The sequence below is a fragment of the Rufibacter hautae genome (assembly GCF_008271695.1).
Lineage (GTDB): Bacteria > Bacteroidota > Bacteroidia > Cytophagales > Hymenobacteraceae > Nibribacter > Nibribacter hautae.
Map to the genome: position 1 here is coordinate 1,182,015 of NZ_VKKY01000002.1, position 20,332 is coordinate 1,202,346.

Genomic DNA, 20,332 nt, shown 5'->3' on the forward strand with positions numbered 1-20,332 from the left:
AATGAAAATGCCCTGCCGGATTAATCTGGCAGGGCATTTCTGTTTTTGAAGCTGGAAAGATGCTGTTATTGAAATTAAGACACTAAAAACTAAGCCGAAGAAACCTCTAGGTTGGTCTGCTGCCGCGCCATGCGCTGGGCCAAAATACTGGCGGCGATCAACTGCAGCGCGTGGTACAGCATAAGCGGCAAAAGGATAATGCCGACGATATTGGCATCGGGGAAAATGACCTTGGACATAACCGTGCCGTGCACCAACGACTTCTTGGAGCCGCAAAAGATGGATGTGATCCGGTTCTCGCGCGAGAAGCCCAGCAAATTTCCCAGCAGGTGAATCAGCCAGAAAACGAGGAAGAACAACGCCACCATGGCCCCGCCCAGCATCAGCAACTGCTGGGCACTAAAGCCTTTGAACATCTCCCGCGCGAAGGAATCGCAGAAAGAGGAATAGACGATGAGCAGGATAATGGTCTGGTCAAACAGCCGCAGCCGGCCCTTCTGCCGCTCGGCAAACGCCCCAAACCGTTTGTTCAGCAGCACGCCCAGCGTGACCGGCAGCAACACCTGCAGCATGAGTTTGAGAATGATGCTGCCCAAGTCCATCTCGGCGGCCGAGCTGGTGCTCATGAACAGCCCCATCCAGAGCGGCGTCATAAACACCCCGATGAGGCTGGAGATACTGGCGTTGAAGATTGCAGACGGGATATTCCCTCCCGCAATGGACACCATCACCACCGAAGAAGACACCGTAGACGGCAGGGCCGCCACGTAAAACACCCCCAGCCACAAGAGTTGGTTCTCACCTCTGCCCAGCAGCAGGTTTGCCAGAAACACCAGCATGGGAAACAGCAGGAACGTACTCAGCTGCACCACCAGGTGCAGGCGCCAATCGCTGAGGCCGGCTTTGAGTTTGGCGGGGCTGAGACGCAGGCCGTAAAAAAAGAATATGAGCGACACGCCATAGGTGGTGATCTCTTCCAGGGGCAAGGGTCCGTTCTCCTCGCCTACGTGCGGCCACAGGTACGCCAGCAGAATCATAGCCAAGAGCGCCAGCAGGAAATTGTCCAGCCCCAGGCGCTTCATGAATTTACTCGCCCGCTCCCGCACCGGAACCAGGGCTACTCCGTTGTTTTCAGTTTCCAAAGCAACTCCTCCGGCTTTAGTACAGGTGATTTTTTAGAACCCGTTTAAAGCCTTATTTTTAAAATTCAGCCCAAAAATAGAAGTACGAATCCCCGAGCTAAAGTTTTTCTCTATATAATAAAAAGGGTGCCGCTGGAGTTGTCATTATTTTAGCCCCCACACTCCTTGTTCTTGCCCAGGCAAATCCTTCTTTGACCAGGCAACCATTCTGGGAGACAGCGCATCTAACCAAAGAAACCAAGTTGCTTCCTCTTTTTAGGTTTGATGGCCGGGTCAACCAGTATTCCGCTTAGCAAAAGAAGGTGCTTTTGGTCAATGACAGCTGATCAAATTTGGTCATGATTTTAAGAAACCAGCCTAAAAACGAATTAGATGCACTTCTTGTCACTCATAATAAATATTTTAAAATAATTTGAAACAGTACCTTGCTTTACATAGTACCTTATTATATCTTTGTTTCATTCTTAGAGAAAAATACAACTTAATCCTTCAATAGCCATGGAAACTTTAACCATCTTTCAGCTGCTCCTACAGGTATTGTGCTTCCTAGGCTCCTTTACAGCCCTGGTTTTCGCCTATGTGTACCTGTTGTCAGGCCACGGAGCATCTCGCCAGAAGAAAGCGTTTACCTCCCCTGGACCCTTCCACCTGTAGCCCTGAGGCTTTTTTTTTCTACATGTACCTTGTATAACCCAGTACTATAAAGTATCCAACTCCCAAAATTCATACCGATATGAAAAAGTTTTATCACTTCCTCCTCTTGTTGGCCGCCCTGGCTTTCCTTACCCAGGCTGCCTTGGCCCAAACCCCTGGCACTATCACCGGTTTGGTGGTGGATGAAAAAGGCGAACCGCTCCCTTACGGCACCGTGGCCCTCCTCAAAGCCGCAGACGCCTCCCTCCTAACCGGCACCGCCATTGAACTGGACGGTACCTTCAAAATGAAAAGCCCGGCCCCGGGGAAATACCTGCTTCGCATCAGCGCCATGGGTTTCGCCAACAAAGACCTGCCTGTGCTGGAAATAAGCACCGCCGGTTTTTCGCATGATTTCGGGAAAATAGCCCTGAAACAGGATTCCAAGGTGTTGAAGGAAGTGACCGTGAACAACCTGCGTCCCGCGGTAGACGTGCAGGCCGATAAGATGGTGGTGAGTGTGGAGGGAACCGCCATGGCCGCCGGCAACACCGCCTACGAGGTGCTGGCCAAATCGCCGGGCGTGTGGGTAGACCAAGATGGCAACATCCAGCTGAACGGCAAACAGGGCGTGAAAGTGATGATAGACGGAAAACTGACGTACCTGGACGGCAAACAACTGCAAACCATGCTACAGGGCATGCCCGCTGATAACCTGAAGAACCTGGAAATCATCGCCAACCCCTCCTCCAAGTTCGATGCCGAGGGAACCGCCGGCATCATCAACATCAACCTGAAGAAAAATAACTTGGACGGCCTCAATGGCAGCGTGTACGCCGGTTACCAGAACAACACCAAAACTACGGCCAACGGCGGCCTCAACCTGAACCTGAAACAAGGCAAATGGAGCTCCTCAGCCACCGTTGACCTGGCCCAGCGCCCTCGCAAAAGAACCTTCTCTATGAACCGCACCTTTGAGCAGGAAGGCGAGAACTCATATTTGAACCAGTCCGGCAAAGAGGAAGGCACCACCTTCGCTCCTTCCGCACGCCTCACCACCGACTATGACCTGAACAAGAACCACAGCGTAGGCGCTACCCTGGGCTTGTCGCATTCCCGCACCAACTCCGGCGTGAACACCAGGTCTACCCTGTTGGATCCCAGCGAGGATGGCGCCATCTACAACCAGACCACTACCCACAACAGAGGCAAATTCTCCAGCGTGTCGGTGAATGCGCACTACGCAGGCAAACTGGACACCCTGGGCACCACCCTCTCGGCCGATGTGGACGTGGCCCGCATCAAAGACAACAGCCCCAGCGATTTCCTCAACTACAGAACCCACGCTACTACCGGGGCTATGGAGAGCGAGTACTTTGAGACCCTCAACCCTACCTCTTACCAGATCTACTCAGCTAAAATGGACTTTGTGAAGCCTTTCCCTTCCATCAAAGGCAAACTGGAACTGGGCGCCAAGGCCAGCTACGTGGAGTCTGACAACCAGATAGACTTCTTCACCCTGGAAGGCAGCCAGCGCATCCCCGATGCCAAACGCAAAGGTGATCACTTCATCTATGACGAGAACATCTACGCCGCTTACTCCAACTTCAGTGCTACGCTCACCCCAAAAGTGACCCTGCAGGCCGGGCTTCGCGCCGAGTACACCGATTCTGAGGGAAACTCCATCCCAGAGCAGAAAGTAACGCCCCGTTCTTACCTGGATCTGTTCCCTAGCGTGTTTGTGCAGCAGAAAATCTCAGACAACTACACCATCGGGTATAACTACAGCCGCCGCATCTTCCGTCCGCGTTACAGCAACCTGAACCCTTTTCGGTTCTACATTGACGCCAACACCTACGCCCAGGGCAACCCGTACCTGAAACCTGAGTACACCAACTCCTTCCAGGTGACCCAGACCTTCAGACAGAACTACAACCTGATCTTCGGGTACGCCCACACCAAAGACGATATTTCTGAGGTGCCTGCTTTCTACCCCGAGACCAACACCATGGTGTTTCAGCAGCGCAACGTGGAAAGCGAGGCCTGGAACGCCACCCTGGTAGCCCCGGTGACCGTTACCTCCAAGTGGAACATGAACAACAACGTGACCATCGCTTACCAGATCTTCAACACCCTCGTGGACGAGAGAACCATCCGCAACGCCCAGACCATGGTCATGGCCCAAACCAGCCACAACATCCTATTGCCTAAGAACTTCAAAATGGAGGTAAACGGCTCATACCGCGGCAAAGGGGTGTTCAACGTGTACAAAACAGACCCGGCCGGTTGGGTAGACGTAGCGGTGAAACGCTCTTTCCTGAAAGACCAACTGGAAGTGAACCTGGCCGTGACTGATATCTTCCGGACCCAGCGCATGAAAGGAACCTCTGAGGTGAACGGCAACATCAACCACATCAACATGTACCAATTTGGCCAGAGCGTGCGTTTGAACCTGCGCTACCGCTTCAACAAAGGCGAGAAATTTGAGATGAAACGCCGCAATGGCAACCTTGACGAGGTGAACCGGGCCGGCGGAAATTAATCTCTTGCCCTCCACTTTCTCCGGCTTACAATTAATTTTCTTAAATTGAGGCCTAAACCCATGAACATGGTCCGCGGAAAACCATTCGCGGACCATGTTCATCCCTTTTTAAAACAATTAACTACAGACTGTGAGCGTATCTAAAAAGCTTATTTTACTGGCTGTCTTATCAGCTTCCTTTGCCGCCTGCAACACCGACAAGGCTCCTAAACAAACCACTGCTGCCACCACGGAGACCACTCCGGCCGCGGCCACCACCGCCACCGAAGAAGATGAGGACGCCCCTGCCGTGGCAGCGCCTACCGCCGAGATTGTGTTCGTGAACTCAGATACCCTTCTGAACAGATACCAGTACTTCAAAGACGTGAAAGCCCGCTTGGAGGCCAAAGGCAAGAGAATGGAAACTGACCTGAGAGGCAAAGCAACCAGTTTCCAAAAGGAAGTGGAGCAATACCGCCAGACCGGTGCCGGCATGACCCAGGAGCAACGCGCCGCCACCGAGCAGCGCCTGGCCCAGAAAGAGCAGCAATTAGCCGCCCAGCAGCAGAGTTCCGGAAACCAACTGGCCAAAGACGAGAACGATGAGATGAAGAAGATCTACGAGAAAGTAGAGGCGCACCTCAAGAAGATCAGCAAAGACAAAGGCTACAAAATGGTCTTGACGTATACCCGCGGTAACAGCGCCATCCTGTACGGAGACGCAGCCCTTGACATCACCGAGGAAACCGTAAGGGGCCTGAACGAGGAATACAAAGCGAACAAACCCGCTGCGAAGAAGTAATCTGTGAAAATTTCAGATAGAAAAGCCTGGCTTCGGTCAGGCTTTTTTTGTGCCCTTTTCAGAAAACCAGGTCAAAAAAGGCGGCGTTTGATGGCTGCCAATCTTATGCCTGCCTCCCTGGCGTAGTACGGGTGCTTGCTGTTTTCCACCACCTGCGCCCCATAGATGCCCGTGTGCCCCGAGAAAAGGTAAGCCACGGCACAAGCCAGGCCAGCGTACAAGCCAATGCTCCCGCCGAACAACTCCATGGCCATCAGCAGGCAAGCCAATGGTGTATTGGCTGCGCCCGCAAAAACCGCTACAAAACCTAACGCAGCCAGCAACTCCAGTGGCAAAGGAAGCCAGGGAAAAAGCGTGTTCCCCAAGGTGGCCCCAATGAAAAACAAAGGGGTTACCTCGCCACCCTTGAAGCCGCAGCCTAGCGTGAAAGCAGTCAATGCCAGTTTGACCAGAAAATCATGAGAAGGCAACTGGGTTGAAAAGGAAGCCAGGATAGTAGGAATTCCCAACCCGATGTACTTGGTGGTACCCAGAGACCAGATAACCAAAGCCAATACCAACCCACCCACTACTGGCCTGAGCGGCGGATAGGCTACATGTTTCTTGAAAGTGTTTCCCACGGCGTGAGAGGCTACAGAGAAAAGCCGGGCGGCCAGGGCAAAGCAGATGCCTGCCAGCAAGGTAGCCCCCAGGGTCCAAACGGTCATGGACGGTACTTCCACCACGGGGTACAGGGTATGCCCTACACCCCAGGCTGAGGTCACCGCATCAGCGATGATGGCTGCCAGGAAAGAAGGCAAAAGCGCATTATACCTGAGTTGCCCCAGCAGGAAAACCTCCAAAGCGAACACTGCCCCCGCCAGCGGCGTCCCGAAAACAGAGGCAAACCCGGCACTCACGCCGCAGATCAGGAGCATTTTCCGGTCGCGTGGCCGCAGCTTGAAAACAGTCGTAAGCTGATCGGCGAGGGCGCCGCCCATTTGCACGGCTGTGCCCTCGCGGCCCGCTGACCCGCCTACCATATGCGTCAGCACGGTAGCCACCAGCACCAACGGTGCCATGACCAGCGGAATCTTTTTAGACGAAGGCGTTTGGATGGCCTGCAACAGGAGATTATTGCCACCTTCGGCTTCGCGGCCCCACTGGTGATAAACCCAACCCACCAGAAAGCCGCCCGCGGGTAAAAGCCAGATAATCAAGGGATGGGTTTCCCGGTAGCTGGTTGCCAAATCGAGCAAGACCAAAAACAAGGCCGAGGCGCTGCCCGCCATGACGCCTACCAGCAAGGCAAGCCCCAACCAGCGGAACAGGTATTTTGAATTCAGGTAAAAATCAAGCGGAAAAGAACTCCTAAAGAAAGCAGAAAAGGAAAATCCAGGCTTCTTGAAAAAGGACATACAAATCATTTGCTTCTTCCTTCCCAACGTTTTTAGGGAAAGCGGTGAAAAGGAAGAATTAAAAAGCCTTTGGTCACGAGCAGGTGGCCAAGACAGGGATTACTATTCGTACCGTAAAGACTCTATAGGGTCCAGTTTAGAGGCTTTGTAGGCAGGGTAATAGCCGGAGAGCAGCCCCACGGAGATACAGATCAACATACCCACGATCATCCAAAGCCAAGGCACAAAGAACTCGCCTTTGCCTATGAGCATGGCAATGCCGTTGCCCATGAGAATCCCTAGGACAATCCCCACAATCCCGCCCAACACGCAGATAACAATGGCCTCAATAAGGAACTGCAGCCTGATTTGCTTGATGGTAGCCCCCAACGCTTTCCGGATACCGATTTCCCGCGTCCGCTCGGTCACGCTCACCATCATGATGTTCATCAATCCGATAGAGGCACCCAGCAAAGTGATGAAACCCACCAGAAAGCCGCCGGTTTTAAGGTAGCCCGTGATTTTGTTTAACTCCTGCTCCACAGAATCGCTGCGGGTAATCCGGAAAGAATCTTCCTGGCCCAGTTCATCTTGCCGCACTTTCCGCATAATGCCGGTCGCTTCTTCCATGGCAAAGGCCAGGCTGCTCCCGTTCAGGATGGCAGTTTTGATCTCAAAGGTGAGCTGTTCCGGCGTTGGGATTTGGGTGGCGGTTTCCAGGGGAATGATGATCCGGCGGTTGCTTCCGCCCCCACCCAGGCCACCGCCCTGGCTTTTGATCTTCCCAATGACTTTAAACCTACGGCCCATCAGCACCATGCTTTTGCCCTCGGGGCTTTGTTTGGGGAACAGTTTGTTGGCTACTTCCTCGCCAATGATGGCCACCGGCGCACCGCTCTCAATCTCCAGGTTAGAGAAAGGCCGGCCCAGTTCAAGGTCATAGTTTTCGTTGACCAGGTAGTTCTCGTCTCCCCCAATCAGGCTCATGTTGGGGTTGGTTTTGATACTGCCCGCCTTCACCGAGACGTTTCCGCTCACCCAGGTAGACAAACTCACCCGGGCTTTATCGGCCATCAGGTCTTTGTACTGCCGGGCCTGGAACTCGGTGATGTTGGGGTACACCTTGTTCTGGCGGCCGCCGCGCTGTCCGCCCCCGTCCCATTTCTTTTCAATGTCAAAAGAATTGGCCCCCAACGTAGAAAATGTGCTGGAAACGGAATACTTGATGCCTTCAATTGCCGTTAGAATACCTACCAATGACATAATGCCGATGGAGATGATCAGGGCGGTGAGCACCGTCCTTAGCAAATTGCCCTGAATAGAGCGGAAGCCTTCTTTCGTGTTTTCTACAAGATCCATGTTTTCTCTGTAACCAGTACCCAGTCTACTATTTGTCGTACAACTGAGCGCTTTCTTACTGTTATAAAAGTAATGGTTTTCCCGTTTATTGCCCGATTTTCTTAAATTCGTTCCAAACCGATTACTGATGAAGAATTTGTGCCGGAATTTATTTCTTCTGCTCCTGCTGCTGGCCATTGCGCCGGCAAGCTGGGCCTCTTACCTGCTCCTGCCCATGGACCAGTCGCAGAAGAACCACTTAAAAGCCTATGGCGTAGCCTATTGGGCGCTGCAGCGGCAAGTAGAGGTGGAATGGCTCCTGAACTACAAAGGCGGGGCTTTTGCCATGAAGCAGGCCACTCCGCTGGAAAACGAACTGGTGGTGCGAGGCATCGGCTACCAGACCATCTCAGACGCGCAATACAGCCAGATTCTAAACGAGATTGCCGCCCCGGAGTCTAACATGGACGTGATGAAACTGGAGAAGGCGCCCAAGATTGCGGTGTACTCGCCTAAGTCAAAACAGCCCTGGGACGATGCCGTGACGCTGGTGCTCACCTACGCCGAAATCCCCTATGACATTATCTATGACCCAGACATCTTAGAAGACAAGCTTCCCAAATACGATTGGCTGCACCTGCACCACGAAGATTTTACCGGCCAGCACGGCAAGTTCTACACCGCTTTCCGCAATGCACCCTGGTACATTGAGCAGAAACGTGAGTCCGAAGCCACGGCCAAGCGGTTTGGGTTTGCCAAGGTGCCGCAGCTGAAAAGCGCCGTGGCCCAGCGCATCCGGGACTTCTGCGCCGGCGGAGGCTTTATGTTTGCCATGTGCTCCGCCACCGACACCTATGACATCGCCCTGGCCGCCGTAGGCCTGGACATCACCGAGAGCATGTTTGACGGCGATCCCGCCGATCCTACAGCCCAGCAGAAGCTGAACTTCTCTAACACCTTTGCCTTCAAAGACTTTACTCTTATCCGAGACCCTTATCATCCGGAGTTCTCCAACATTGACAACTCCCAACTGGAACGCGGCCTGCGCGAGAACAACGATTTCTTCCAGCTCTTCACCTACTCCGCAAAGTGGGACCCCATTCCTACTATGCTCACCCAAAACCACGTGAAAACCATCAAAGGCTTTATGGGCTTAACTACCGGTTTCAAGAAAAAGCTGATCAAATCTGAGGTGGTGGTCATGGGCGAGACTAAGTCCATTGACGAGGCCCGCTACATCCATGGCACCTTCGGGAAAGGCACTTGGACTTTCTATGGCGGCCATGACCCCGAGGACTACCAGCACTTTGTGGAAGAAGAACCCACCGACCTCGCCCTCTACCCCAACTCCCCTGGTTATCGGCTGATCTTGAATAACATCCTGTTCCCGGCGGCCAAGAAGAAGAAACAGAAGACGTGATATATAACCTTGTAGCGTCGTTACACCGTAACGACGTGGCTTTGTGAAACTATTACCATCATTAAACCAACGGTTTATCTACACAGCAATTTTAACGAAAAAGGAATGTGGAGGGAAGAAACGCTCTAGCTGCGTAGAGCTACGTCGTTACGGTGTAACGACGCTACAAGAAGGTGTTTTAAGCCACATTTCAAAATATTAGCCACAATACACCCGGAGCGTTTTTGATGTAGATTTCACTCCATTACTTTTCGAAATTAATGAATCCTATCGGGCCGGTGTTCCAGGTTGGCGATGATGTCTGCCTCAATTTGCAGGAGCTCCTGCAGGCGGGCATCTACTACATCTTTGGGCATGTATTCTTTGGCCAGCTTCACGAAACTCACGTAATGGCCGGCCTCTGAGACCATGAGTTCATAGTAGAACTTCTGCAGGTCCTCGTCTTTGAGGTTCTTCCAGAGCAGCTTGAATCGCTCGCAGGAACGGGCCTCAATCAGGGCGTTGACCAGAAGGTGGTCCATCAGTTGGCGTTCCCGTCTATCCCCCTTCCGGATGTGTTTGCTCAGCTGCACCACGTATTCATCGGGGCGGTTGCGGCCCAACTCATAGCCGCGTTTTTTCAGTTCCTCCAATACCCGCTCAAAGTGGCTCCACTCCTCGGCTACCAAGGCCGTCATTTCCTCCACTAACTTGGTCTTATCTGGGTACTTCACAATAAGCGAAATGCCCGAGGTGGCGGCTTTCTGTTCACAGTACGCATGGTCCACCAGAATATCCTGGATGTTCATCTCCGCGATGTTCACCCAGCGGGGATCGGTGGGTAGTTGAAGTTTAAGGATTGACTTGGCCACTTTTACAAATTTGAAGATGTGAAGATTAGGAAATTTGGAGATTTGGAATGTGTAGATTTAAGGATGTGAGGTTAAATTTAATGCTTATGATGCAGACAGGTTTAGAAGGTGAAATTGAAAAAAGATGAAGTTACGTTTAGGGGCTAATTTTGAGAAAACTGCTCAAAACGAAAGCTGCTTTTCCGGTCAAATCATTCTCTTCTTTCCTATTTCCTATTCTTTACATCTTCAAATTTCCAAATCTCCAAATTTCCTTTTAATCATAGAAATTCCACTGCAAACCGAAGATGAAGCTGAACGGGTTGGCTGGGTAGTAGGGCGTGGTGAAATAACCCGGTTCCCAGGCGCTGGTCACTGCATTGAGGTTGCTCAGTTTCAGGAACAAGTTCACGGTTTTAATATCCGTGTTCAGGAACAGGTCTAGCGTGGGGTAACGCCTCACCAAGAACCGGTTCTGCAGGTGAAACTGCTGGGTCACGGGCATGTACCCATCGGCGTAGTAGCTGGAGTGCCAATTCATCTCCACACCGGTCTGCACATTGATGGCTCCTTTAAAGAGCGGACCCTGCAGATAGGCTTTGGAGTTGACGTACCATTCCGGCATCCGGATCACATCATTCCCGGTTACTTTGTTGTAGTAGACGGTATTGTCCAGCACGAAGGCCTTTACGTTGAACTTGTAGCGTACACTGGCCTGCACCAGGTTGATTCCGCCGGTTTCCTGCGCCGGGGTGGCCCAAAGGGTTCGGTTATTGTTTACTGAATCCTGGTAGTAGACGTAATTCTGCAGGTTGGTGTACTGCACCTGCGCATGGAGGTAGTGGCTCTTGTAACCCGCCTCTAGTGAAGCGGCCGTTTGGGTGGCCTGGGTATTCTCAAAATCATTGAACCACTCATAATGGTTACTGATGAACACCCGTTGCAGCAGCGTTGGCGAGTAAGAGGTACGAGTCTGGCGCAGGGTCAGGAACTTGTAGCGGGCTTGGGCATTAAGCCGGTAATCGCCGCCTCCAATCTGGAACTCGGCATCGGTGGTGACATAGATGTCGTTTTTAAGCCGGAACTGGGCATCGCCGCCGATGAAGTTATCTGCAATGGTTCTTTTCTCCTGATCCACATAGTACTCCAGGGTATCTTCCTGAGGAGGACGGACCACATTCCTTACACCTTCGGCAGTGACTCTATAAGAGCCATCGCGGCGTTTGGCGTAGGCCCGGTACACAAACAGTTTGCTGCTGCCCATCACCCCAAAGGTGTTTTCCATCTGTTTGAAGTAGGAATCATCATACGTCCGGGTTGTATCACGTAGGGCCTGGGGATAGAATTTCAGAACCTGCTTATTTCCTTCGGTGTCATAAGGCAATTGCTGGTCTGAGTAATCGTTGGTTTGGGTATTCACATCTACCGTGTGGTACAGCTGCAGCCCGGCACCCAGGAGCTTGTACCAATGGGTGGCATGGAAATCGGTGCGTTTTTCATTGGAGGCGGCTTTCTGCAACCAAACCGGCTCATCACTATAGTCGAACAGGCTGTCTACTGTATCAGTCTCTTTGGGTCTGATGCCGCCGCTTTCAATTTGTTCATGGCTGGTTTGGTTGAAGTTGGCCATGAACCGATAGCGCTCATTTTTACTAAAATAGTGCGTAAACGCCTGAATGCCGTAGTGGCTGATCATCCCGTTCCGGTTGCTGAAGGCCCCGATTTGCCGCTCCGCCCCAACGCGTTCGTACCCAATGCCCACGTTCCAATTGGCAGAAACGTTCCGGGTGTGTTTGGCCCGGAAGATGGACTCACCCAGACTCCCCTGCATGTAGTTCAGAAACGTGAACGGCGACTTGGTGTCATAATAAGGCGCAGTGTTGGGGTTTACCACGTAAGTATCAAAAGCGTTCCGGCCCAGACGGTTACCCAATTTGGTAGGCATGCGCCAGAAAAGCGGCTGCGAGGCCGTGCCTACATTGCCCAGGTTCTGCTGCAGCGTGGTGTCATAGTACCAGTGCCGGAAATTCTGCAGGTTGGTTAAGGAGGTGTCTATGCGCGATGCTTTGAGATTACCTTTGAAGATATCAGCCTCATAGATCACATTGGTGGTTGCCGAGCCATAGATGGCTTTGGTGGAGTCATTGAGAATTTGCGCAGAAGCCGGGGAAAAGGCACCCAGCCCAACCAGAAAAGCCGCAGCGAAGAGTTTCTTGTAAGTCACGTCCAAAATTAAGAATTAAAATCTGAACCCGGTGGAAGTACCCATTCGCTCATGGTGGCATCAAACGAGGCTTCCTGCGGGGCAAACGTATTGGTAATAGGCAGGTAGAAAACCGGGAGTTCGCGCCATAGGCTTTCCAATTCAGGTGCCTGCCATTTTACGGCATCTTTCTGCGTCATCAGGATACTTACCTGCGGGTCCTGCAATGTTCGGTAAAAAGCCACCACCTCTTCTACCCGCTCGCGGGTCACGGCCGCATGGTCTGCCCATTCAAAGTGCCGCACCAGTTCAAATCCTGTGCGGGACAGGTGCTGCACCAGCGGATGGGCATTGGCGATGCCGGTGACCAGGATCAACCTTTTCCCTAACGATTTTACAAGTCCAACAGGTACAGCCGCACCGTAGACTATTTGCGAGAAAAAAATAGGAGTTCCGTGGGAAGTATAACGCTGAATCTGTTTTCGGATAAAGGCTTGTTGCTCAAGGGAAACTTCTCCCGGGCATTTGGTCACCACCACGGCCTGGGCCCGGTGGGATCCGGTTCTGGGTTCCCGCAATCTACCCATGGGCAGCAGGTAATCCTGGGTGAACAACCGGTTGAAATCTGTGAGGAGCAGATACTTGGAGGCCTTTACCGCGCGGTGCTGAAAAGCGTCATCCAGTAAAATAACTTCCAGGTCTGGGAAGCGCTTCAACAACTGTTGGATCCCCACTTTCCGTTTCTCGCAGACTGCCACTAAAACGCCTGGTAAACTTTGGGTATACTGAAACGGCTCATCGCCCAGGGTGGTCGCTGAAGAATGGGCATCTGCCAAGACAAACCCTTTGGTGGCGCGTTTATAGCCCCGGCTGAGGATGGCGATCTTACGGGGCTGCAGCAGGCGGGCCAGATATTCTACCTGCGGAGTTTTGCCGGTACCGCCCACACTCAGGTTCCCCACGCAAATGACCGGAATAGGTGCCTCGTAGACAGAGAACACCTCTTTGTCGTATAGCAGGTTCCGCAGCCGCACAATGCCGCTGTACACCATCGCGAACGGAGAAAGCAGGAAAGGTAGCAGGTGCGGTATAGCGGGCATAAGGAACAAAAGTACATGAATTTTGCCTTTCTTTGCCCTTAACGGCCTTAAACCTAAAGAATGACGAAGATTAAAGAAGTGGTGCAGGTGCTGGAGCGGTACGCGCCCCCCGCCTATCAGGAATCTTATGACAACGCCTTGCTGCAGATCGGGGATCCCGAGGCAACCGTGACCGGCGTACTGGTTACGTTGGATTGTACCCTGGAGGTAGTGCAGGAAGCCGTGGACCGCGGCTGCAACCTTATTGTGGCGCACCATCCGGTCATCTTCAAGCCGCTCAAAAGCCTCACCGGCAAAACACCGGTAGAGCGCATCCTGCTCAAAGCACTGCAGCACCAGGTGGCCATTTTCGCCTGCCATACCAACCTGGACCACGTGCACAACGGCGTCAACGCCAAACTCTGCGAAAAGCTGGGCATCCAAAACCCCAAAGTGCTTTCGCCTAAAACCCAGCTCCTGACCAAACTGGAGACCTATGTGCCACTTGAAGACACCGAGAAAGTACTGGAGGCGCTCCACCAGGCGGGCGCCGGACAGATTGGCGAGTACACCGACTGCAGCTTCCGGATAACGGGTACAGGCCGGTTCACGCCTTCGCCCCAGGCCAATCCGCACATCGGCGAACCCTGCAAAACCGAGGAAACCATTGAGAACAAGATTGAGGTGATCTTCCCCACCTTCAAGCAGAACCAGATCATGCGGGCTTTGCGGAAGGCGCACTCCTATGAAGAGGTGGCCCATTACCTGGTGACCCTGCAGAACGAGAACCAGGAAGTAGGCGCCGGCATGGTGGGTGAACTAGAGGAAGCGCTCTCGGCCGAGGAGTTCGTGCGGCACGTGAAAGAGAAGTTACAGATCTCCACTTTTCGGCATACGGCTTGGCCGCAGAAGCCTATCAAGCGGGTGGCTGTTTGTGGTGGGGCCGGCAGTTTTCTCATCCGGCAGGCCAAAGCGGCCTCCGCCGATGTTTTCCTCACCGCCGACCTGAAGTACCATGAGTTCTTTGAGGCCTCCAGCCAAATGGCGTTGGTAGACGTGGGCCACTACGAAAGCGAAGTTTATACGAAGGAGCTTTTTTATGATATACTTACAAAATCTTTTCCTAATTTTGCGGTTGATTTGTCATACACTGACACAAATCCCGTAAGACACAGCTAAATTATACATGGAAAGTACTGTAGCAAGTAAGTTAGATGCACTTCTAAGACTTCAGAGCTTAGATTCTCAATTGGACAAGATTCTACAAATTAGAGGCGACCTTCCGGAAGAGGTTCGTGACCTGGAAGATGAGATTGCCGGCTACCAAGTACGCGTAAGCAAATTTGATGACGAGATCGCTGAGTTGCAACAAGCCATCGCCAACCGCAAACAAGGCATCAAAGACGCTGAGAAACTGATCAAGAAATACGAAGAGCAACAGGAGAATGTGCGTAACAACCGCGAGTTTGACGCCATCACCAAAGAGATTGAACTTCAGAAACTGGAAATCCAGATCAACGAGAAAAAAATTCGTGAGGCTAATTTCCAGATAGAGCAGAAAAACCAGGAAATCCAGGAAACCAAAAACCGCCTGGAAGAGCGCCAGAAAGACCTCAACACCAAGAATGCCGAGTTGCAGGTGATGGTGAACGAGAGCGAGGCAGACGAGCGCAAGCTCAACGAGGAGAAGGAAGAAGCCATGACGCACATTGAAGAGCGCCTTCTTTTCGCCTACAACAGAATCCGCAAGAACGTACGCAATGGCCTGGCTGTGGTAACCGTTAAGCGCGATGCCTGCGGCGGATGCTTCAACACCGTTCCCCCACAGCGTCAGTCTGACATTGCTGCCCACAAAAAAATCACCGTATGTGAGCACTGCGGCCGTATTCTGGCCGATGTGGAGCAGAAAGCTATCGTGTAAACAGACAAATAGGTTTATATAGTGAAAAGGATGGTGTGACTACCATCCTTTTTTTATGCCTGTTCCTTTGTCTCTTTCAGGTGGACGACTTGCGTTTGTCTCTTGTATCCGATTTTAGCTCGTTTTTGAAAAATAGCCTTGAAACGGCAGTAAGGTTATCCTACCGCCAACTCAAACTACAAATCCCCAGGTAGAAACTCCTTATATTTGTCGCCTGATTTCTCTTTCAGTTGCCGCCATGCGCCAATTCACCTTGCCCTTTGCCTCGCTCCCGGTTTCTGTTCTTCTCTGGAAACAGCAGGCCTTGGCATGGGCAACCCAGCAGCACGAGGTAGTGGCCTACTATGAACCCAATAACATTGCCTACCGCCACCGCCCCTTCACCAACATGTTGGGCCTTCGCCGCCGGAGAAGCCCGGAGGACATTACCTCTTGGACTGCGCTGCAGGAAAATTTGCGCCTCAAACGGGAAACGCCCTTATTCGGATTTCTGACCTATGACCTTAAAAATGGCTTGGAGCAACTGCACAGCCAGCACCCAGATTACGTAGGCTTTCCTGAACTGTACTTCTTCCAGCCCGAGACCTGGCTCCTCTGGACTGAGGATACCGTTACCATCCACTCCAGCGTGGAAGATCCGGAGGTGATTGCCAAAGCCATCGAAAGCACCCCGATTTCAGCCTCCTTTTCCCAAAACAGTATCAAAACGCAGCCGCGGGTTTCTAGGGAAGTTTACCTGCAGGACGTGGAAAGTCTTCGGCAGCACATTTTGGAGGGCGATGTGTACGAGGTGAATTATTGCCAGGAGTTCTACGCCGAAGCTGTTTCGCTGGACCCGCTCCCACTCTTCTGGAAACTGAATGCCGCCTCTCCCACCCCATTTGCAGGATTTCTTAAGCTAGAAGGTCATTACTTGGTGTGTGCCAGCCCGGAAAGGTTCTTGAAGAAAGAGGGCAACCTGCTCATTTCTCAGCCAATCAAAGGCACTATTCGGCGCGGCAAAACTCCTGAAGAAGACCAAAGCCAGAGGACTGAACTGGCAACCAGTGAGAAGGAACAGGCCGAGAACATGATGATCGTGGACCTGGTGCGGAATGACTTGAACCGGGTGGCCGAAACCGGTACGGTACAGGTGGAGGAACTGTTTGGTTTGTACGGATTCCAGTACGTATGGCAGATGATCTCCACTGTTACCGGCCAGATTCCGGAAGGTGTGAAGGAAGTAGAAATCCTGAAGGCCACCTTCCCGATGGGCAGTATGACAGGCGCGCCTAAAATTAGGGCACTGGAGTTGATTGAACAATACGAGAAAACCAAACGCGGCCTCTACTCCGGCTCTTTCGGGTACTTCCTGCCCAACGGTGACTTTGACTTCAACGTGGTAATCCGCAGTTTGCAGTACAACGGTCAGACGGGCTATCTCTCTTTTGAGGTAGGCAGTGCCATCACCTATGACTCAGACCCCGAGCAGGAGTACCAGGAATGCCTATTGAAAGCCGCCGCTATTAAGAACGTGCTGGAAAACCTGTAACCACAGCTGGTACTTACGCAGTTTCTTGCCTAGAATTTTCCAGGCTGGCATTTAGCGGCTGTTTTTAAGAAACAAGCCTCTTTTTGCCTTTAAAATATTACCTGCCATTCTGTCACAAACGGGTGAATATGCTTATCTTTGTGTTTTTACTTGCAAGCTATGCACGCACCCATTCTGGACTTAGACTTCATTGATAACCGCACGCCGGAACAAGCTGCCGCGTGTGACACCAAAGTAACGGTTGATTCCAACACCGGACGCCAGCGGAAACTCTACATAGAGAGCTACGGCTGCCAGATGAATTTCTCTGACAGTGAGATCGTTTCCTCTATTTTGTTTGAAGCCGGCTTTGACACAACGTCAGAGGTGACCAACGCTGACCTGGTGTTGCTGAACACCTGCTCCATCAGGGAGAAGGCCGAACAGACCGTGCGGCACCGTCTTACGCAGCTGCAACATTTGAAGAAGAAGAAACCAGGCTTGGTGGTAGGTGTGCTGGGTTGTATGGCCGAGCGCCTGAAAAAGAACCTGCTGGAAGAAGAGAAAATGGTGGACCTGGTGGTAGGCCCTGACGCGTACCGCGACCTTCCCTCTCTTATCAATGAGGTAGACGGCGGCCAGAAAGCGGTGAACGTGCTGCTCTCCCGCGAGGAAACCTACGCCGACATCAACCCGATCCGTTTGAACAGCAACGGTGTGAGCGCCTTCGTGTCTATCATGCGGGGTTGCGACAACATGTGCTCTTTCTGCGTGGTACCGTTCACCCGGGGCCGCGAACGCTCCCGCGATGCCCATTCCATCGTACGCGAGGCCCAAGAACTGGTGAACCAGGGCTACAAAGAAGTGACCCTGTTGGGCCAGAACGTGGACTCCTACAAATGGGCCTCCGAGGATGGTTTAGAGCGCGTGAACTTCGCCCAACTCTTGGAGATGGTAGCGTTGATTAGCCCAGATCTGCGGGTAAGGTTCTCTACCTCCCACCCCAAAGACATTACAGATGACGTGCTGTACACCATGAAGAAGTACGACAACATCTGCAAATACATCCACTTGCCGGCCCAGAGTGGCAACTCGCGCGTGCTGGAGCTCATGAACCGCACCTATGACCGTGCCTGGTACATGGAGCGCATAGACGCCATTCGGCGGATTTTGGGCGTGGAATGCGGAATTTCCACGGATATGATCTCTGGTTTCTGCTCTGAAACCGAAGAAGAGCATCAGGACACCCTGTCGCTTATTGATTACGTGCAGTATGACTACGCCTACATGTTTTTCTACTCCGAGCGCCCCGGCACGTTGGCGGCCCGAAAGCTGAAGGACGATGTTCCTTTAGAGACGAAGAAGCGTCGACTGCAGGAGATAATTGACAAGCAGCGCTTCTACTCGTTGGAGCGGAATAAACTGGATGTAGGCAAGGTGTCAAAAGTGCTGGTTGAAAACTTCTCCAAGCGTTCAGACGACATGCTCAGCGGCCGCAACGACCAGAACAAAGTGGTGATCTTCCCCAAGATGCACTTCCAGAAAGGCGACTACGTGAACGTGCTCATCACTGACTGCTCCGTAGGTACCTTGTTCGGGGAACCCGTTTTATAATGTGCTAATTATTAATTTATTAGTGTGCTATTCTTAAACCTTAATAGCACATCGGCACATTCAACCATTAGCACATTAACGAATGCGTGATATTGAGATACAATCGGTGAAGCAGCGGTTTGGCATCATCGGGAACTCACCTTTGCTAAACTACGCCATCCAGGTGGCGGTGCAGGTGGCTCCTACTGACATGACCGTGCTCATTACCGGTGAAAGCGGCAGCGGGAAAGAATCCTTCTCCAAAATTATTCATCACCTGAGCCCGCGCAAGCACGGCCAGTTCATCGCCATTAACTGCGGCGCCATCCCAGAGGGCACCATCGATTCAGAATTGTTCGGGCACGAGAAAGGCTCCTTCACTGGGGCCGCTGAAGCCCGGAAAGGGTATTTTGAGGTGACCAACGGCGGGACCATCTTTTTGGATGAGATCGGGGAAATGCCCCTGGGAACGCAGGCCCGTTTGCTGCGCGTGCTGGAGAACGGCGAGTTCATCAAGGTAGGTTCTTCCAAAGTGCAGAAGACCGATGTACGCGTGGTGGCGGCTACGAACGTAAACCTGATGCAGGCCGTGGAGCGGGGTCAGTTCCGTGAGGACCTTTATTACCGCCTTAATACCGTGCCTATCACGGTACCACCATTGCGCGAACGCGGCGAGGACACGCACCTCCTGTTCCGTAAATTTGCCAGCGATTTTGCCGAGCGTTACCATGTAAAGCCCATCACCTTGCAACCCGATGCGGTGCAGGAATTGCTGCGTTACCGCTTTCCGGGCAACATCAGGCAGCTGAAGAACATCGTGGAGCAGATTTCGGTGTTGGAGTACGAGCGCGAGATCAATGGCGCTACCCTGCGCAAATACCTCCCGCAGGAACAGCAGAACCAATTGCCCGCCCTCTTCCACCCCAACGCACCGGCAGACGGCGCTGGCGGAATCTCTGAGCGGGACCTGCTTTACAAGGTCTTGTTTGACATGCGCAAAGACATGAACGACCTGAAGCAGGTGGTGTTTGACCTGCTCTCGCACCAGCAAGAGGATGCGGAACTTCTCAAGAACAATCGGCATTTGTTTGAGGAGATGGGGCCGTACGAGCAACCCGTGTACCGCGCCCCAGACCGCCGCGACGGTTACATGCTCTCCGTAGACGAACCAGAGGAATACGAGGACAAAGTAGAAGACATCTCCCATGAGACCGAAGAAGAAAGTCTTTCTTTGGAGCACAAGGAAAAGGAAATGATCTTGAAAGCGTTAAAGAAGCATGGGAACAAACGGAAATACGCCGCCAAAGACCTGGGCATCTCAGAACGCACCTTGTACCGAAAATTAAAACAATACGACCTTGAAGACCTATAACCCTTTGAAGTACCTTCTCCTGCTCTGCCTGCCATTGCTGCTGAGCGGCTGCTATTCTTTTACAGGCACCAACATCTCGCCGGAGGTGAAAAGCATTTCCATCACCAACTTCAACAACGCCTCCGGTCAGGGACCATCTAACCTACAGCAGTTTGTAACCGAGGACTTCAAGGATTACTTCCAGCGGAACACCAACCTGCGGATTTTGCCACAAGCCGGCGACCTGCAGATTGAAGGCCAGATCCTGAGCTATACCTTCAGCCCGGCGGCTATCCAGCGCAGCGATATCCCTACCGGGAGCAACATCGGGTTGGACCAGGCCGGTGCTAACCGTCTGACTATTGTCGTGCAGATCAACTACACCGACACCAAGAACCCCACGAACAACTTTGACCAAAGCTTCTCCGGTTTCGCCGATTTTCCTCCTTCCCTGGATATCAACCAGATAAGCCAGGCGCAGATCAGGCAAATCACAGAACGCATTATCTACAGCGTTTTTACCAAAACGGTAGCAAATTGGTAAGTATCTTTGCAGAACCAAAAAAGGCACTGAAAACATAAATTTCAGTGTCTTTGTCCTGTATTTCCCTAA

The 20,332-nt window shown here is 52.3% G+C and carries 16 protein-coding genes; 10 read left to right on the top strand and 6 right to left on the bottom strand.

The annotated features are described in order from the left end of the window. Positions 1-89 precede the first annotated feature (89 nt). Positions 90-1,082 carry a bile acid:sodium symporter family protein gene (locus FOA19_RS13740; protein ID WP_149091942.1) on the bottom strand — a complete coding sequence of 331 codons (993 nt, stop codon included), beginning with the start codon at positions 1,080-1,082 and terminating at the stop codon, positions 90-92. Between the two features lie 558 nt (positions 1,083-1,640). On the opposite strand from FOA19_RS13740, the gene FOA19_RS23390 reads away from it, so the two are divergent. From FOA19_RS23390 to FOA19_RS13750, 3 genes are all read left to right on the top strand, one after another. Continuing rightward, a complete protein-coding gene (locus FOA19_RS23390; RefSeq protein WP_190300403.1) occupies positions 1,641-1,796 on the top strand; it encodes a hypothetical protein in 156 nt (51 codons plus the stop codon). Between the two features lie 79 nt (positions 1,797-1,875). Further along, positions 1,876-4,317, top strand: a complete 2,442-nt coding sequence (locus tag FOA19_RS13745) for an outer membrane beta-barrel family protein (RefSeq protein ID WP_149091371.1) — start codon at positions 1,876-1,878, stop codon at positions 4,315-4,317. 130 nt (positions 4,318-4,447) lie between these two features. After that, positions 4,448-5,098 (top strand): OmpH family outer membrane protein, encoded by a 651-nt coding sequence (locus tag FOA19_RS13750; RefSeq protein ID WP_223808894.1) that lies wholly within the window; start codon positions 4,448-4,450, stop codon positions 5,096-5,098. Between the two features lie 71 nt (positions 5,099-5,169). Here FOA19_RS13750 and FOA19_RS13755 read toward each other — a convergent pair whose 3' ends face one another. Next, positions 5,170-6,495, bottom strand: coding sequence for a voltage-gated chloride channel family protein (locus tag FOA19_RS13755; protein ID WP_149091372.1), 1,326 nt, complete (start codon positions 6,493-6,495; stop codon positions 5,170-5,172). 102 nt (positions 6,496-6,597) lie between these two features. Beyond that, positions 6,598-7,833 carry an ABC transporter permease gene (locus FOA19_RS13760; protein WP_149091373.1) on the bottom strand — a complete coding sequence of 412 codons (1,236 nt, stop codon included), beginning with the start codon at positions 7,831-7,833 and terminating at the stop codon, positions 6,598-6,600. A 127-nt stretch (positions 7,834-7,960) separates the two neighbouring features. Here FOA19_RS13760 and FOA19_RS13765 point away from each other — a divergent pair, with 127 nt between their 5' ends. Then, positions 7,961-9,232, top strand: coding sequence for an asparagine synthetase B (locus tag FOA19_RS13765; RefSeq protein ID WP_149091374.1), 1,272 nt, complete (start codon positions 7,961-7,963; stop codon positions 9,230-9,232). Between the two features lie 257 nt (positions 9,233-9,489). Here FOA19_RS13765 and miaE read toward each other — a convergent pair whose 3' ends face one another. The 3 genes from miaE to lpxK form a co-directional block, all read right to left on the bottom strand. After that, positions 9,490-10,083: a tRNA-(ms[2]io[6]A)-hydroxylase gene (miaE, locus tag FOA19_RS13770; protein WP_262713905.1), complete on the bottom strand. Its 594-nt coding sequence runs from the start codon at positions 10,081-10,083 to the stop codon at positions 9,490-9,492. A 256-nt stretch (positions 10,084-10,339) separates the two neighbouring features. Further along, positions 10,340-12,286: a putative porin gene (locus FOA19_RS13775; RefSeq protein WP_190300404.1), complete on the bottom strand. Its 1,947-nt coding sequence runs from the start codon at positions 12,284-12,286 to the stop codon at positions 10,340-10,342. Positions 12,287-12,294: 8 nt separating this feature from the next. Continuing rightward, positions 12,295-13,365, bottom strand: coding sequence for a tetraacyldisaccharide 4'-kinase (gene lpxK, locus FOA19_RS13780; protein WP_149091376.1), 1,071 nt, complete (start codon positions 13,363-13,365; stop codon positions 12,295-12,297). A gap of 60 nt (positions 13,366-13,425) precedes the next feature. Here lpxK and FOA19_RS13785 point away from each other — a divergent pair, with 60 nt between their 5' ends. From FOA19_RS13785 to FOA19_RS13810, 6 genes are all read left to right on the top strand, one after another. Beyond that, a complete protein-coding gene (locus FOA19_RS13785) occupies positions 13,426-14,523 on the top strand; it encodes a Nif3-like dinuclear metal center hexameric protein (protein WP_149091377.1) in 1,098 nt (365 codons plus the stop codon). A 7-nt stretch (positions 14,524-14,530) separates the two neighbouring features. Further along, the gene (locus FOA19_RS13790; RefSeq protein ID WP_149091378.1) at positions 14,531-15,265 is read left to right on the top strand and encodes a zinc ribbon domain-containing protein; all 735 of its coding nucleotides are present in this window, start codon (positions 14,531-14,533) and stop codon (positions 15,263-15,265) included. Between the two features lie 238 nt (positions 15,266-15,503). Beyond that, entirely contained in the window at positions 15,504-16,796 is a 1,293-nt protein-coding gene (gene pabB, locus FOA19_RS13795) for an aminodeoxychorismate synthase component I (RefSeq protein ID WP_149091379.1), read from the top strand. 159 nt (positions 16,797-16,955) lie between these two features. Continuing rightward, positions 16,956-18,389 carry a tRNA (N6-isopentenyl adenosine(37)-C2)-methylthiotransferase MiaB gene (gene miaB, locus FOA19_RS13800; protein ID WP_149091380.1) on the top strand — a complete coding sequence of 478 codons (1,434 nt, stop codon included), beginning with the start codon at positions 16,956-16,958 and terminating at the stop codon, positions 18,387-18,389. Positions 18,390-18,471: 82 nt separating this feature from the next. Further along, positions 18,472-19,740, top strand: a complete 1,269-nt coding sequence (locus tag FOA19_RS13805) for a sigma-54 interaction domain-containing protein (protein ID WP_149091381.1) — start codon at positions 18,472-18,474, stop codon at positions 19,738-19,740. 4 nt (positions 19,741-19,744) lie between these two features. Then, entirely contained in the window at positions 19,745-20,263 is a 519-nt protein-coding gene (locus FOA19_RS13810) for an LptE family protein (RefSeq protein ID WP_223808895.1), read from the top strand. Positions 20,264-20,332 lie beyond the last annotated feature (69 nt).